We start from the raw sequence: 15,270 nt of genomic DNA on the forward strand, positions 1-15,270 counted from the left end.
ATCTTCAGAATATCCGCTATATGCGTTTCAAAAATCTGACAATAGGATATTCTATCCCCGGAAAAATACTTTCAAAAGTATCAATCCAACAATTGCGCGTATATTTCACAGCCGAGAATCTGTGTTACTGGTCTCCCATAAAGAAACATTCCAAATATATTGATCCGGAAGCCGCCTTCAGTCGCAGCAGCAATCAACTTAATGCGATGTATTATCCTTGGACAAAAACCTATATGTTCGGAATTGATATAACATTATAATTAACAGAGAATATGAAAATAATAAAATATCTGGTTTTCACCGTAGCTGTCACTCTGATGTGTGGGTGCAACGATGAACTTGACCTTCTGCCGAAGGACAGAATGTCATCGGAAGAATATTTCCGTACAGCTTCAGACCTGGAGCTCTTCACGAATCCTTTATATAATAACATCCTTCCCAAAGTTCAATACAAGGATCAGAGCGACATTTATGTATGTCAGTCGCTCTCCAATGAGCTGATGGGGGGCTCCTATCGTACCGTCCCCGCTTCAGGCGGTGGATGGTCATGGACAGACCTCAGACGTATCAACACTTTGCTTGGCAACATTGACAAATGCGAAGATTCCGATGCCGCCGAAAAATATTCGGCTGTCGCCAGATTCTTCCGTGCGTACTTCTATGCTGACAAAATCGAACGATTTGGCGATGTGCCTTGGTACGATACCGAACTAAGCGATACTGATCCTGAACTCTACAAGCCTCGCGATTCCCGCGAGTTAGTGATGCAGAAAATGCTGGAGGATCTCGATTTCGCAATCGAACATCTTCCCTCCCGCAACAATGAGGCTGAAGCCCCCTATAAAGTAACCAAAGGTGCTGCTCTCGCTTTCAAAAGCAGAGTATGTCTGTTTGAAGGTACTTATCGTAAGTATCACAACTTACGGATTGAAGGACATGACGCAGACTATTACTTGGCCCAATCGGCTGATGCAGCAGGCAAGCTGATTGACAGTGGTGAATATTCGCTTTATTCTACCGGCTCTCCTTCTACCGACTACAATATTCTCTTTGCAGAGGATGATGCCAATCCGAACGAATATATCCTGGCCATTAGCTACCGCTATGCAATCTTTAACAATTCACATGGATCAAACGCACACATGTTGTTGAGTAATCAAGGACGTCCCGGCTATACCCGCAAGATGGTTTGTATGTATCTTAATTCAGATGGAACCCGATTTACTGACCGTCCCGGTTGGGAGACGATGGGATTTAATGAAGAGACTGTAAACCGTGACCCCCGTTTGGCTCAGTCTATACGTACTCCCGGTTATACACGAATCGGAAAGAAAGAGATTCTCGCTCCGGATCTCGGCGTTGCAATCACGGGATATCAACCTATCAAATTCGTACAAGATCCCACGGCTGCCGGAGGCAATACCGACAGGGCAAGCTATTCAGTAAATGATTTACCTGTCATCAGATATGCTGAAGTCCTTCTGAATTATGCAGAGGCAAAGGCCGAACTGGGGACATTGACGCAGTCGGATCTTGACCGCTCCGTAAATCTGCTACGTGGTCGTGTCGGTATGCTCGGGATTGACATGGGGATGTCGAACGCTATCCCTGATCCATATCTTTGCGACCCTAAAACCGGTTTCCCAAATGTGAATGGTGCCAACAAGGGTGTCATACTTGAAATACGTCGTGAGCGTACCGTTGAACTCGTACAGGAAGGCTTCCGTTGGTCTGACCTTATGCGATGGAAAGCAGGATATGCAATAAATGACTCTGATGATAAATCATTTTCTCCATTTATGGGAATGTATATTGCAGGAGCTGGAGAATATGACTTATCCGGTGATGGGAAAGTTGACGTGATTTTTTATAATCAGGGTACTCCTAAACCCAATGCCGGAGTTGGAGTTCAGGTATATGCTCTCGGAAAGGATATATTGTTGTCAAATAATGATCATGGCTACATATATTACCACAGGAGTGTTCCAAGAGTTAACTTCAATGAACAAAGAGATTATCTTTACCCAATTCCTATCCATGAACGCTCGCTGAATAATAGCTTGACACAGAATCCTGGATGGGATGATGGTTTAGGTTTTTGATAATCTTAAATTCTTCATATAAAACAATGAAACAACTTATAATTATTACCCTCATCTTTCTTGTTGGTCAAGTAAAAGCATCAGGGCAAACATATTACACCGAGGCTACAAATAGTGATATGTTACATCAGGCAAATCGTACAGGAGCCTCCACTCGCGTCGAGTTCATACTTCCCGATTCCATCGAAGGATATATCCCACTGAAGGCGGATCTTCATCTTCATACATACTTTTCTGACGGACATCTGTCGCCGTCTGCTCGTGTCCGAGAAGCTTGGCTCGATGGTCTTGATGCTATTTCAGTGACTGATCACATTGAATATCATCCCGCCGATACTGATATGATAGGTTATCTAGGAGCTACACTCCCTGATGGTATCGAGGCTCATAATGTGAATAAAAAAACTAATGTTAAACCAAAGCAAGATCTGAACAAATCTGTTGAACTTACCAAGAGAGCTGCCGTCAGCTATGGTCTGCTTATTATTCCCGGTATAGAAATCACACGTGAGCCAAAAGGTATCGGGCACTATAACGCTCTGTTCACAACAGATAACAATGGCATATATGACCCGGATCCTCTCACCGCAATTCGCAACGCCAAAGCTCAGGGAGCTTTGGTGATGCATAATCATCCCGGTTGGCGCCGTGAATCGATTCAACACCCAGATTTTGAACTAAAAGCATACGGCGAAGGGCTTATTGACGGAATAGAAGCCAACAATGGCACAGCATTTTGTCCCGGAACTATAGACCGAGCAAAAGAAGACAACTTATTCGTAGCATCGACGACCGACCTTCACGATACATCGTTTGAGGAATATATTGGTAGAGGACTACGTCGGGACATGACGATAATCTTAGCTAAGGACCGTTCACTTGATGCAATGAGAGATGCTCTTGAAAATAGACGTACCATCGGATATGGTGCAGGAGGGACATTAATGGGACAGGAATACCTTTTACGTCAACTTTTTATGAGTTGTGTTTCCATCTCTCCCGTAAATGGTCATAATATCCAACTCAAGAATCCTACTTCTTTGCGTTTTATCATTCATCCGGATGGAAAAAATCCTATTGTACTCCCTGAATTTAGCTCAATAATTTTGTCTGACAAGGACCGCGGGTTCTCTGTAGATAATGCATGGACAGGAGCTGATTCATTTTTAAGAATATCATTATAATCAAACTGAGATAATGAAAAAGTCAATAAATATCCTATTTTTTACGTTGATGCTTGCGGTTTTTTCTGCTTGCATCAACGATAATGAGCCGATAATGGCAAAAGCTGTACTCTCAAGTACAGAAAATCTTTCTTTCGAGTCAACTGATGCTGAGAGCCTGATAATCACCATATATGCTGATGCTGAATGGAGAGTCGATACGCCTGACTAGATTACTGTTACTCCTTCAAATGGTGTCGGACTCACAGACGTGACCGTTTGCGTTAAGGATAATTATAGTGATGGAGAAGTTGACAGTCCACGCACAGACAAAATAGTCTTTCATGAGTCAAAACTCTCCAGCTATGCCTATGTTATCGTCTCTCAAGAAGGCGACTGTTATCGAGGAATCTCTGAAATTTCAGTGAAAGATATATTCTCTACTGACGATCATTCATTTATTATAGTGAAAGACGCTGTCGTCAACATAGTAAGTGGAAACAGTATGATTATTTCTGATAAGTTCAGTCTTGAAGCAATGTGTGCGACTACTATTACTGATGTCAAAGCCGGAGATGAAATCATTTTGTATGGGCAAAAACTTACTGATGAAAACTCCTGTGTGACGATAAAGACAGACCGAGTAGATATAATCTCATCAGGAAATTTCATAAAATATCCCAATTCGACAGATATTTACGACTTTGACAATAAAATAGATGAATGGTCATTCATAATAGTTGAAGGAGTAGTTAACGGTAACACCATTGAATTGAATGATAAGTCAACATTTTAGGTTAAGACCATCTTATTGGAATCTAATTTAAATGGGGATATTCCCAAAATAAGAAAAATTAAGGCAACTAATTTATTGCGAGTTAGTTGCTTTTTTGTATCTTTAAGCATTGCCCCCAAAAACGGTTTGACGGCCAAAACGGGGGGAATCTAAACTAAAAACACATGGTAAAGATACAAAAAATCTCCGGAATCGAACCTTGTTTAGGTTTTACCGAGTTCGATATGCTAAAAAATATCGTCAAAGTTTTGCAACGATTGAATTAGGTCGACTCCATGCTCTCTTCCCTTTTTCGGAACAGGTCCGACAAATGCATTTGAAGTCTTCTCCTTTGGGGCGTAAAAGTTATTTTCTCCCGAAGGTAAAATAGCCTTGATGGTCCTGAAGTCCTATGCCAACTTTTCCGATGCACAACTGATTGAACATTTAAACGGTAATATTCATTACCAGTTGTTTTGTGGTGTTCAGATTGATCCGCTTCATCCGCTGACCAATCCTAAAATCGTCAGTGCGATCCGCCAGTTCCTGACGAATCGCCTTGATGTTGAGTCCCTCCAGCTTATTCTTGCCGGGCATTGGAAACCTTATCTTGAGAACCTTCATGTCTGTATGACGGATGCCACCTGTTATGAAAGCCGTCTGCGTTTCCCTACTGATACCAAACTCTTATGGGAAGGTATCGTATGGCTTCATCGTCATCTGTGCAAACATTGCCGGAGATTGCACATACAACGTCCCCGTAACAAGTATCTTGATGTAAGCCGTGCCTACCTTGTTTACAGTAAACTGCGTAAACGCAGGAAATCACAGACCCGTATGATTACACGCGGGCTACTTCAGTTGTTGGAAAAGTTGCTTGACCAGCTGGAGCGGATTCATTCATCCTACGGGAACAGGCTTACACTATCCTCTGATTACCAAAGACGATTCTCGGTCATACAGACGGTTCTTGAGCAAGGGAAGAATTTATTTGCAGGCCAAAAAGTGTCCGACCGTATCGTGAGTATCGACCGGCATTACCTTCGCCCCATTATCAGAGGCAAGGAAACCAAATCCGTTGAATTCGGAGCCAAGGTCAACAATATACAGATAGATGGAATCTCCTTTATAGAACATATCTCCTTTAAGGCTTTTAACGAAGGAGTACGTTTGAAAGACTGTATTCATCTGCAACAACAACTGACCAAGGTTAGGGTTAAGGCGCTTGCAGCGGATTCAATCTATGCCAATAATGCCAACCGGAAATTTTGTACTAAATATCATATAAGTACTTCCTTCAAGCGTAAGGGTAGAGCCGCCAAAGATGAGCCGCTTCGGAAGATCTTACGGTCGGAACTCAGCCGTGAAAGAGTTACCCGGCTGGAAGGAAGCTTTGGAACGCAGAAACAATATTACTCACTGGCCAGGATAAAAGCCAGAAACAGGAAAACGGAAATGCTTTGGATTTTCTTTGGGATACATACGGCCAATGCGGTATGCATGATAGAAAAGGTCGAAAAGAAAAAAAGAAAGGCAGCATAATCTGACTAAAATAAGAGGAAAAGAGGAGAGGTTTTAACTTCCACTAAAAAAAGATATATACATAATGCATGGGTGGGAAGAAAAAATAAGAATATGTAAATAATGTTCTATGAAAAAGATAGAAGACTGGGAGAATTGAACGAAAAAATCAAGAGAAAAGCTCACGTAAAGTAAAACTTTTCTCTTAATTTAGAAGAAAGAGGAACATTTACTGAATATCCCTAAATGGACACCTTATCAGAGTTACCGGTTACTATGCGGGTCATACTTCGTGAGTTTCATTCATAATCCCCGTTATTATTGAGGATAAAGGCAGGTCAGGCTATTCTGCAATTTTTGTAAAATACTTAATTATAAACGATTTACGTTTAATTATCACCATTCTGTTTTTTACTGTATTTTCAAATATTACTTACACAAGTAAACACAATCAATTCTTTGTCTAACTGAAAATAAAATAGTTATCACTCACTTTATAGATCATAGGTAACACTTTAGAAACGATCGAATTACAATATTCTGTTTTATTCTGCATCAACTCAAAGAACCTTTTTTCAAGACAAAAATATAAAAACGAATGTACGGCACTGAGGATATTTGTATGTCGTACATTCGTTTTTTTATTATTTGTCATCATCGATTCCATTCCATGACAACATAATTCTACTCCTGACGTTCAGAAAAGGATGTAGTGTTTTCCGATCCCCTTCCTTATAGTCAATAAGAAGATTTTTATTCACTAGAATACAATATTTTGCATAAATCAATAATTTGTTGTATCTGGTAATTTTGTACCCTATAAAATTTAAAATTGAAGAATTTATGGCTACAGTAAAAATTAAGTTCAGACCATCCTCGGTGGATGGTAAAGAGGGTACAGTTTATTACCAAGTGATTCATGTACGTGTGGCAAGACAGATTAGCACCTCATACAGGCTGTTCCCCGCCGAGTGGGACAAAAGGCGGGCCCGTATCGTCGCCGCTCCGTCCGATGAGGGAAGACGGCAACACCTGTCACTGCTGGAGGGTAAGATAATGGAGGATACCGAGAGGCTGGAGGGTATCATCACAACCCTGGAACGGAGAAGGGGGGCTTTTACGGCCGACGACGTGGTTTCCGCCTTTAACGGCGGACATTACAGCCTGTCTTTCCCCGTCTTCATGCGGGAGGTCATAAACGGCCTGAAACGCCTGGGCAAGATACGGACCAGTGAGACCTACACCTCCACCCTCAACAGCTTCATACGGTTCATGGAAGGGAGAGATGTGTTGCCCGACGATATGGATTCCGATCTGATGGTCGCATACGAGGCATGGCTGGAATCGGGCGGGGTTTCCATGAATACCATTTCCTTTTACATGCGTAACTTGCGGGCGGTATATAACCGTGCCGTGGAGAAGGGGCTTACTGTCCAGCGTTTCCCTTTCAAACATGTCTATACCGGAGTTGAGAAGACTACGAAACGGGCGGTACCCCTGCATGTGATAAAGCGGCTCAAGTCATTGGACCTGTCATTTGAGCCCGCAAAGGCTTATGCGAGGGACATGCTACTCTTCAGCTTTTATACAAGAGGAATGTCCATGGTCGATATGGCGTTCCTGAAAAAGAAGGATCTTAACAACGGCATCCTCTCATACCGGCGGAAGAAAACCGGCCAGCAGCTCCTTATAAAATGGGAGCCGTGCATGCAGGAAATCGTGGACCGTTACAACATCCCCGGATCCCCGTACCTTCTTTCCGTTATCGACAGACCGGGAACAGATGAGAGGAAACAATATATCAACGCCTCCCACCGTATCAACAGGCATTTGAAAGTTCTTGGGAAGGAACTGGGGATGTCCGTCCCCCTGACCCATTACGTGGCGCGCCATTCCTGGGCCAGCGCGGCCCGGAGCAAGAACATCCCGATTTCGGTGATCAGCGAGGGTATGGGACACGATTCGGAGACAACAACGAGGATCTACCTGGCCTCGCTGGATACCGCCACCATTGACAGGGCAAACAAGTTGATTTTGAAATCCTTGCAGATATAATAGAATATTGAACAAAAGGATATTCAGGAGGAATTGGAGTTGACTCCGTTAAAACCATAGACTTTGTCATATCATTATTAATGTATATGCCGCAAAATTAGGAACTTCTAATCTGGTATACTATGCGTCATCGCGGAGACCTTTACAATAATGTTGAGTAAAAATTGTCGTCTCTTCATAAGAGATGTATAATTGAATGCAAAAATACACAAAATATTGAGAATAACCACAAAAATGAACAAATAATGGGAATAAAATATGGACTGATCCTTGAAACTGCCAAACAGGCTGTTGAGCAAAGAGTTTCCTAGAAGAAAGCAAAGTGCTTATTATCAGATTGTTTTATTCACATGTATCACATTATACATCTCTTATGAAGAGAGGGAGCTATAGAACACTTGCTCAAAAAAGAATGGGACGGTTCTGTAGCACATTTTTTACACTTAAACGGATACATTTATGGACGGAATATTAAGTTTTGTTTATAAATTAAAACTGATCGGGCGACAGCTGCCAGATGGCACAACACGGATCAAAGACATAAATTAGTTTGAGCGACGATGTCACTGTATAGTACAGAAACTCAACCTAACGCCATGGGGGGCAAAGCGGAGAACGGACCAGAGACGATTTCTGATCCGGAGGTAAAGAAATATACCGGAAACAAGGAGATAACATCCTGGTGCTATTTGTTTATCCATCATGCCAAAGTAGAAACTGTGAGCAAGAAATTGCAAACAGAACAATACCGTATCTTTGTTCATAAGAGTATCGTCTATAAACGTGGGAACAAGCGGATAAAGAAAGAGGAACAGGCAACCATTTCCGGCCTTGTCTTTATCCAAGGTGACGCTAACAGGATTCAAAAATTCTTAAAAGAGAACTTTTTCAATTTATATTTAGTGAAGGATTGCAGTACCGGAGAAATAGCCGCCATACCTGACAGTGTGATGCAACCTTTCATGCGGGTGTCGGAAGTTATTCCCACCCGTATCCGTTTCATGCCCCACTCCTTTGATTATTATTCTGTGGGGAATCCTTTAGTCCGGATTACTTCCGGTATCCTTTCCGGCCTTGAAGGATATCGCATCAGAATCTCCCGTGACAAGTGCCTGGTCACTTCCATTGGAGGAATGACAGTGGCCATTGGAGGCATATATAAGGAGAGTTTCGAGAATCTGGACGAATATGTCCGTCTGCGGAGGAAGCAGCTGGAAAAAATCAGGCAATCATCGTATGTCACATTCACACCGCTTCAAAAGGAAATAGACGGCTGTTTTTTTACACCCCAAAATCAATTGGATATAATGGGCATGGCGGAAAATCTCACGCCGTGGGTTACAAGGATGAAATCCGATATGGTAAAAAAGAACTTTGATGAAGCGGTGGAAATAGCGTTCTTCCTGCTTGAAGAAACAGGAAGCTATTTCCGGAGTATATATTACGATTCCCATATCGGAGACATGAAAGACATGATGATAATATGTGAAAAAGCGGATCAAATTCTGGTGTCTGTTATAAACTGCATGGATATATCTGTGGATTTGAAGGAAATTGTAGAAACCGGACGGGAGTCGCTGGCAGTTCGTTATCCTTTTTTGCCAATAGAATAATAAACGGATGTCATGATTATTGCTGTTGATTTTGACGGAACGATTGTGGAACACAGATACCCGCGGATAGGGAAAGAGATTCCTTTTGCCATTGCCACCCTGAAACTGTTGCAGGCCGAACGGCATTTGCTTATTTTATGGAGCGTGCGTGAAGGGAAACTGCTGGAAGAAGCGGTGGAATATTGCCGCACCCGGGGCGTGGAGTTTTATGCCGTCAATGCCAACCATCCGGATGAACAGGTAAAACCGGATATGACCAGCCCTTGCAGGAAAGTTAAGGCTGACTTGTATATCGATGACTTGAATATCGGGAAATTACCCGATTGGGGAGCTATCTATGAGATGATACATAACCGATGGAGCTATGAATGCTATTTGAATGAAACACATGATTTTAAGCGTTTTCAGAAAGCATCATGGTGGAAAAAATTGATAAATAAAAAGAATACACATTCAAAATATGAAAGGGAATGAGGCAGGAACAACCAATCGTGAAAAAGGGGAGAAATTTCAAAGCGGTTGGTTTCGGGAAATAATCCTTATTGTATTAACAGCCATTTGTACAACGCTTGCAACACAAATATTTTACAAACAGAATATTACGTCACAAATAAAGATGGAAGTTGCAAAAGATTTGGTATTGGAACAATATCATATATATAATAAGGTAAAGTCTTTAAAAGAACATTACCAGATAATTACTTATAAAGGGAAGTTCAATGTACGGGAAAATAAGATTTCCATATACGTGGACCAATTTAAAAATGAGAAAGGTAAAAAGGAAATTCTGGATTCGGTTGTAAAACAAGATACAATAACGATTGTTGCTCCGACATTTATATTTCAAGATTCAGTTTACGATATATTTATTGAAAATCTGCACTATATCAGAGACAACTTGAATGAACTTGAACCAGAAACATACGAAATTGCTGTCCAATTGTTTGATTTATTAGAGAAACATCCAATCCCCGCAAAAGATAAACGAATAAAGTATGTTTTGGTTTCAGGCTGGAATGAGAAAGAAGTACAACAAAGATTCGAATATCTCATTCATGAAATGTATAATCACTTTCAAAATCGTTTAGACCAATATTTTCCCTAAATATAGGGTTGGATAGACGTAAGTGGATTCTGACCAAATTAGTGGTAAATATGTACTTACTCGAATTATGAGGTAAATATAGATGTCATCATCAGTAGTAAATAGAAAAAAAAGGGATTGTTGTGGGTGTAATGCTTGTATGGAGATTTGTCCGAGGTGTTGCATTACCATGATTGCTGATGCAAAAGGCTTTCATTATCCGAAAGTAGATACAACCGCTTGCGTTGACTGCGGAGCTTGTAAGAAGGTATGTCCGTTTGAGGAGGAAAATATAAAGTTGAATATCCCTCTCACAGCTTATGCGGCATGGAACAAGGATAGGGAGGAATATCTTGCAAGCTCGTCCGGTGGAGCCGCCCATGTGTTTTCATCTTATATTATAAGACAAGGAGGCGTTGTTTACGGCTGTACATCTGAAGGAATGCATATCCGCCATATTCGGGTAGACTCTTTGTCGAACTTATTCAAACTGCAAGGATCGAAATATGTGCAAAGTGATGTCAGGGGATTATTCAGTCAGGTAAAAGCCGATTTAAAATCCGGGAAACCAGTACTGTTCGTCGGTACCCCTTGTCAAGTAGCTGGACTGAAAAATTATATAAAATGGATCCCGGAACATTTGTATTTGGTGGACCTGATTTGTCATGGTGTCCCGTCGCAACAGATGTTGAATGAGCATATCCATCATATACTAAAAACGTCCGCGGAACAGCTGTCCTTCAGAAAAGGACAGCTATTCCGCATCGAGATAACATCTCGATGCGGTACAGTGTATTCCTCCGAACCTTACGGAGATACGTATTTCAGGGCGTTTCTGGACGGAATATCTTATAGGAAAAGTTGCTATCACTGCCCGTTTGCACGCAAGGAAAGAGTAAGCGATGTCACGATTGGTGACTTTTGGGGATTGCAAGATGCGGCATCACTTCCTTTAGAGATTTCAGAAGGTATCAGCGTATTGTTACCATCTTCAGAAAAAGGGAAATCGCTGATTGCCGCAGCAAAATCAGATATGTGGATTTATGAACGTAGTGTCGAGGAAGCTGTAGAAGGAAATACACAATTGTATCGCCCGGTTCACAATGGTTTATCTGCCAGACTTTTATCTATGCTATATCCGTATTTCCCATTTGACAAAGCGGTAAGAATAGTAATAGTCAAGGATTTGATTCTTGAGTCTTTGAAGAATATACTCAGATCATTCAAACCTGTGCTTATGCCTATAATCAATGTCATACGCCGATAACAAACGCATAGCTAAGAACACGATATACCTTTATATAAGGACATTCGTGTCGATGATTGTGGCTCTTTATACTTCACGCAAGATTCTTGAAGCTCTTGGCGTAGATGATTTTGGCATATTCAATGTGGTGGGTGGTATCATCTCGTTAATGTCTTTTATCAACGGTTCAATGTCGGTGGCTACACAACGCTATCTTACCTATGAGTTAGGTAGAGGTACGGAAGGGCAATTTAACAAAGTATTTAATATGGCGGTATATATTCATGCCATAATTGCTGTCATTGTTCTGATTGCGGCGGAAACGATGGGCGTTTGGTTTGTGAACACACAGTTGAATATTCCTGAAGTGCGAATGGAAGCAGCCAATTGGGTGTTTCAGGCCACAATACTAACAACAATTTTAGGAATACTACAGACACCTTACAATGCTGCTATTATTTCGCATGAGCACATGCACATTTATGCATACGTAGGATTAGGGGAAACTTTAGCCAAGCTGTTTATTGTTTGGGGACTTTTTTATTATCCATACGACAGGCTTTCTATTTGGGGATTCGCCATATTTCTCCTTCAATTTTTAATAGCCATGATTTACCGTATGTATTGCAGCCGACAATTTCCCGAATGCAGGCTTCATTTGAGATGGAATAAGGCAATCTTTAACTCTATGGTCCAATTTACGGGTTGGAATATGTTCGGAACTATTGCATGGTTATTAAAAGATCAAGGCATAAACATATTGATGAATTTGTTTGGTGGTCCTGTTGCAAACGCAGCACGGGGTGTATCTTGCCAGGTTTCGGGAGCCATACAAAATCTTACCGGTGGGTTTCAGAGTGCCGTAAATCCACAACTGACCAAAAGATATGCAGCCCATGAATCAGAGGAAACTTGCGACCTCATGTGTAAAAGCTCAAAAATCTCTTATTTTTTGCTTTTTACCATTGCATTGCCAGTCATGATGGAGACAGACTTCATTTTGGATTTGTGGTTAGTAGAAGTCCCCCCCATGACTGCTTCGTTTACGCGCATCATTATTATCGAAGCCTTATTAAATGCCTTTGGAGGTCCCATGATAACTTCGCTCATGGCAACAGGAAATATAAAATGGTATCAAATTGTAGTCAGTTCATCATTGCTATTCATTATTCCTGTGGCTTATTTGTTGTTGAAAAGTGGTTATTCCATTGAAACTCCATTGATAGTTTCGGTCATATTCATAATGATTGGGAATATTGTCAGGCTTATGTTCTGCAAGAAACAGCTTGGTCTCGCATTCAGGCAATATACTTGGAACGTAGTCTTTCCTATTGCGGGCGTAAGTGCTTTAGCCATTATTTTTCCGTTAGGCATTCATGTTTATATGACCGAGGGTTGGAGCAGGCTTCTGATTACCACTTTCGTATCATGCACAGCTATGGGAATTTTGACTTATACCATTGGCCTGACAGCATCCGAACGTACATTCATTATATCTTATGTGACACCCAAAGCAAAAAAGTTTTTCCATATAGATTAATTGTATGAAAAAAGTAGGAATCATCACTTTCCATGCCGCATATAATTACGGTTCTATGCTTCAGGCATACGCTTTACAGCAAGTAATTCTGAGCATGGGGTATGACTGTGAAATCATTAATTTCCGGAGTCCTGCCCAAAAGCGGCAATATAAGCCCATCTTTGTGGTAGGATCGTTTTATGGCAGATGTGTACGCTTTATCATACAAGCGGCATACGTATGGGGAATATTGAAAAAACAGCGATTGTTTGAACAATTCTTAAATAGTGAATTGAAGTTGTCTTATAATGAATATGGAACATTGGAAGACTTGGAAAATGCAGGATTCAATTATGACTATTACATATCAGGAAGCGATCAAATCTGGAATGTATATTGCAATGACTTCAACTATGCTTACTTCCTGCCTTTTGTAAAATCAGGCAAACGTATTGCTTATGCTCCCAGTATGGGTGCCCAATTAAGCATAAAAACATACAAGGATAGAAAGAAAGTCATTGATTTATTAAACCAATATGATGCAATCAGTGTAAGAGAAGCTGTTGGATCCCGGTATATAGGAGAAATAACCAAGATGCCTACTGCTTCTGTTCTTGACCCAACTTTGCTGCTGAATCCCCAAGAATACGACAATTTGATAGATGACAAGCCTTTGATAAAAGGCGAATATGTATTTATCTACTCTCCTAATTTCACTGAGAAAGTCAATGAAATGGCTGAAGCATTAGGTGACAAATACAACAAACAGGTTGTCATCTCACAAGGGCTGATAAGTAAGAATGCCATGCTGAAATGGGGTAGGAAATTTAATATATATACGGCTACAGGTCCCAAAGAATTTCTTAATTTGTGCAAGAATGCTTCCATCATTTGTTGTGATTCATTTCATGCTGTAGCATTCTCCATTCTCTTCAAGAAATGTTTTTTCGTTCTTGACGGAATGAAAGATAACCGCATATCCAACCTGTTGCAAATAACACATCTACAGAATAGGAATTTTTCATCACCAAATGAGTATTTTAACGCTCCATTACAAATGGATTTCACCCAACCTCTTGGGGCTCTGGAAATAGAACGCCGGAAAAGTTTGGAGTGGTTGAAAGAGCATCTTGATGTTTGTTAGAATAAGATTCTATCAATGCAGTTACAATTCTTTATTCAGGAATCGAGGGTTTTAGAAAAATAAAATGGGAGCAATGGAAAAACATGCTTTTTTGATAATTGCCCACACAGATTGGAGCTTGTTAAAAACATTGGTATCATTATTGGATTATGAATTGAATGACATCTACATCCATATTGATGCTAAAGTTCCGGCAAAAGCTATTCCGGACATAATTTGCAGCAAAAGCAATTTATATATGTTGGAACACCGCATTTCTGTCGCATGGGGTGATATAAGTGTAGTCGAAGCAGAGTATCTGCTTTTTGAAATAGCTTATAATAATAGCCATTATGGTTATTATCATTTATTGTCAGGCGTGGACTTACCGTTAAAATCAAAAGAGTATATATATTCTTTTTTTTATGCAGCCTGGCAAAGAATTCATTGGTTTTTGCCCTTACAATGATACACTTTCGGATATTCGTGTCAGAACGTATCATTTTTTTGTCAGTAAAATGCGGAACAACCGATTTTATAGGTTGTTAGACAGGATTATCGCAAAATGTTTGGTCGTTTTTGACTGTTTAAGAAATAAAGAAATATATTTCAGGAAGGGTTCCACTTGGGTAAGTGTTACAAACGATTTTGTAAGGTATATGCTAGCGAATAAAACCATGGTGTTGGAATTGTATAAGCATACGTTCGGAGCAGATGAGTTTTTCATCCAGACCTTATGTTGGAATTCACGGTTTCGGAATAGTGTATATGATTTGAATGATGAATATAATGGTTGTCAAAGGCTGATCGATTGGGAACGCGGCTGGCCGTACACTTGGCAAGAAAAAGATTACAACGAATTGATTGCTTCAGAGTACTTATTCGCAAGAAAGTTCTCTTCAGAAAATGCAGAATTAATCAATAGGTTGACAACATTCCTAAATACCCAGAATTGAACATGTTACACCCAACAATCACACCCATTGATTCACTAAGAGGTATTTTTGACTTGTTGATAGTTTGGCATCATTTGACACTAACAGAAGTATCTCCATATCATTACGATTTT

13 protein-coding genes and 1 pseudogene are annotated in these 15,270 nt (G+C 40.6%); all 14 read left to right on the plus strand.

Features of this window, described 5'->3' with window-relative positions; all coding sequences use genetic code 11:
* Positions 1-20: 20 nt before the first annotated feature.
* The 14 genes and pseudogenes from NXV01_RS13000 (at position 21) to NXV01_RS13065 (ending at position 15,157) form a co-directional block, all read left to right on the plus strand.
* Positions 21-260 carry a hypothetical protein gene (locus tag NXV01_RS13000; protein WP_259022600.1) on the plus strand — a complete coding sequence of 80 codons (240 nt, stop codon included), beginning with the start codon at positions 21-23 and terminating at the stop codon, positions 258-260.
* Between the two features lie 12 nt (positions 261-272).
* Positions 273-2,102, plus strand: a complete 1,830-nt coding sequence (locus tag NXV01_RS13005) for a RagB/SusD family nutrient uptake outer membrane protein (RefSeq protein WP_015532659.1) — start codon at positions 273-275, stop codon at positions 2,100-2,102.
* Positions 2,103-2,128: 26 nt separating this feature from the next.
* Positions 2,129-3,286, plus strand: a complete 1,158-nt coding sequence (locus tag NXV01_RS13010; RefSeq protein ID WP_259022601.1) for a PHP domain-containing protein — start codon at positions 2,129-2,131, stop codon at positions 3,284-3,286.
* A 250-nt stretch (positions 3,287-3,536) separates the two neighbouring features.
* Positions 3,537-4,061 (plus strand): hypothetical protein, encoded by a 525-nt coding sequence (locus NXV01_RS13015; protein ID WP_009039971.1) that lies wholly within the window; start codon positions 3,537-3,539, stop codon positions 4,059-4,061.
* 164 nt (positions 4,062-4,225) lie between these two features.
* Positions 4,226-5,582 (plus strand): annotated as a pseudogene (locus NXV01_RS13020) (transposase).
* 822 nt (positions 5,583-6,404) lie between these two features.
* Positions 6,405-7,616, plus strand: coding sequence for a site-specific integrase (locus NXV01_RS13025; protein ID WP_015532658.1), 1,212 nt, complete (start codon positions 6,405-6,407; stop codon positions 7,614-7,616).
* Positions 7,617-8,176: 560 nt separating this feature from the next.
* Positions 8,177-9,229 (plus strand): transcriptional regulator, encoded by a 1,053-nt coding sequence (locus NXV01_RS13030; RefSeq protein ID WP_149921999.1) that lies wholly within the window; start codon positions 8,177-8,179, stop codon positions 9,227-9,229.
* 12 nt (positions 9,230-9,241) lie between these two features.
* The gene (locus tag NXV01_RS13035; protein WP_151879356.1) at positions 9,242-9,703 is read left to right on the plus strand and encodes a BT0820 family HAD-type phosphatase; all 462 of its coding nucleotides are present in this window, start codon (positions 9,242-9,244) and stop codon (positions 9,701-9,703) included.
* Complete coding sequence (locus NXV01_RS13040) at positions 9,690-10,334, plus strand: hypothetical protein (protein WP_015532655.1); 645 nt, start codon at positions 9,690-9,692, stop codon at positions 10,332-10,334. Before NXV01_RS13035 ends, NXV01_RS13040 begins: the two co-directional genes overlap by 14 nt.
* Positions 10,335-10,503: 169 nt before the next feature.
* Positions 10,504-11,580: a Coenzyme F420 hydrogenase/dehydrogenase, beta subunit C-terminal domain gene (locus NXV01_RS13045; RefSeq protein ID WP_015532654.1), complete on the plus strand. Its 1,077-nt coding sequence runs from the start codon at positions 10,504-10,506 to the stop codon at positions 11,578-11,580.
* A complete protein-coding gene (locus tag NXV01_RS13050; protein ID WP_233471908.1) occupies positions 11,564-13,099 on the plus strand; it encodes a lipopolysaccharide biosynthesis protein in 1,536 nt (511 codons plus the stop codon). The genes NXV01_RS13045 and NXV01_RS13050 overlap by 17 nt, the downstream gene beginning before the upstream one ends.
* 4 nt (positions 13,100-13,103) lie before the next feature.
* Positions 13,104-14,222, plus strand: a complete 1,119-nt coding sequence (locus NXV01_RS13055) for a polysaccharide pyruvyl transferase family protein (RefSeq protein ID WP_151879353.1) — start codon at positions 13,104-13,106, stop codon at positions 14,220-14,222.
* 64 nt (positions 14,223-14,286) lie between these two features.
* Entirely contained in the window at positions 14,287-14,670 is a 384-nt protein-coding gene (locus tag NXV01_RS13060; protein ID WP_259022603.1) for a beta-1,6-N-acetylglucosaminyltransferase, read from the plus strand.
* A gap of 49 nt (positions 14,671-14,719) precedes the next feature.
* A complete protein-coding gene (locus tag NXV01_RS13065; RefSeq protein ID WP_259023450.1) occupies positions 14,720-15,157 on the plus strand; it encodes a beta-1,6-N-acetylglucosaminyltransferase in 438 nt (145 codons plus the stop codon).
* The last annotated feature ends 113 nt before the right edge of the window (positions 15,158-15,270 follow it).

It is taken from the genome of Bacteroides sp. BFG-606 (assembly GCF_024788145.1).
Taxonomy (GTDB): Bacteria; Bacteroidota; Bacteroidia; order Bacteroidales; family Bacteroidaceae; genus Bacteroides; species Bacteroides vicugnae.

Coding starts and splice junctions, on each gene's coding strand:
- NXV01_RS13005 (WP_015532659.1), top strand. CDS start 273: ATGAAAATAATAAAATATCTGGTTTTCACCGTAGCTGTCACTCTGATG.
- NXV01_RS13035 (WP_151879356.1), top strand. CDS start 9,242: ATGATTATTGCTGTTGATTTTGACGGAACGATTGTGGAACACAGATAC.
- NXV01_RS13025 (WP_015532658.1), top strand. CDS start 6,405: ATGGCTACAGTAAAAATTAAGTTCAGACCATCCTCGGTGGATGGTAAA.
- NXV01_RS13000 (WP_259022600.1), top strand. CDS start 21: ATGCGTTTCAAAAATCTGACAATAGGATATTCTATCCCCGGAAAAATA.
- NXV01_RS13055 (WP_151879353.1), top strand. CDS start 13,104: ATGAAAAAAGTAGGAATCATCACTTTCCATGCCGCATATAATTACGGT.
- NXV01_RS13065 (WP_259023450.1), top strand. CDS start 14,720: ATGCGGAACAACCGATTTTATAGGTTGTTAGACAGGATTATCGCAAAA.
- NXV01_RS13045 (WP_015532654.1), top strand. CDS start 10,504: ATGATTGCTGATGCAAAAGGCTTTCATTATCCGAAAGTAGATACAACC.
- NXV01_RS13030 (WP_149921999.1), top strand. CDS start 8,177: ATGTCACTGTATAGTACAGAAACTCAACCTAACGCCATGGGGGGCAAA.
- NXV01_RS13040 (WP_015532655.1), top strand. CDS start 9,690: ATGAAAGGGAATGAGGCAGGAACAACCAATCGTGAAAAAGGGGAGAAA.
- NXV01_RS13010 (WP_259022601.1), top strand. CDS start 2,129: ATGAAACAACTTATAATTATTACCCTCATCTTTCTTGTTGGTCAAGTA.
- NXV01_RS13050 (WP_233471908.1), top strand. CDS start 11,564: ATGTCATACGCCGATAACAAACGCATAGCTAAGAACACGATATACCTT.
- NXV01_RS13060 (WP_259022603.1), top strand. CDS start 14,287: ATGGGAGCAATGGAAAAACATGCTTTTTTGATAATTGCCCACACAGAT.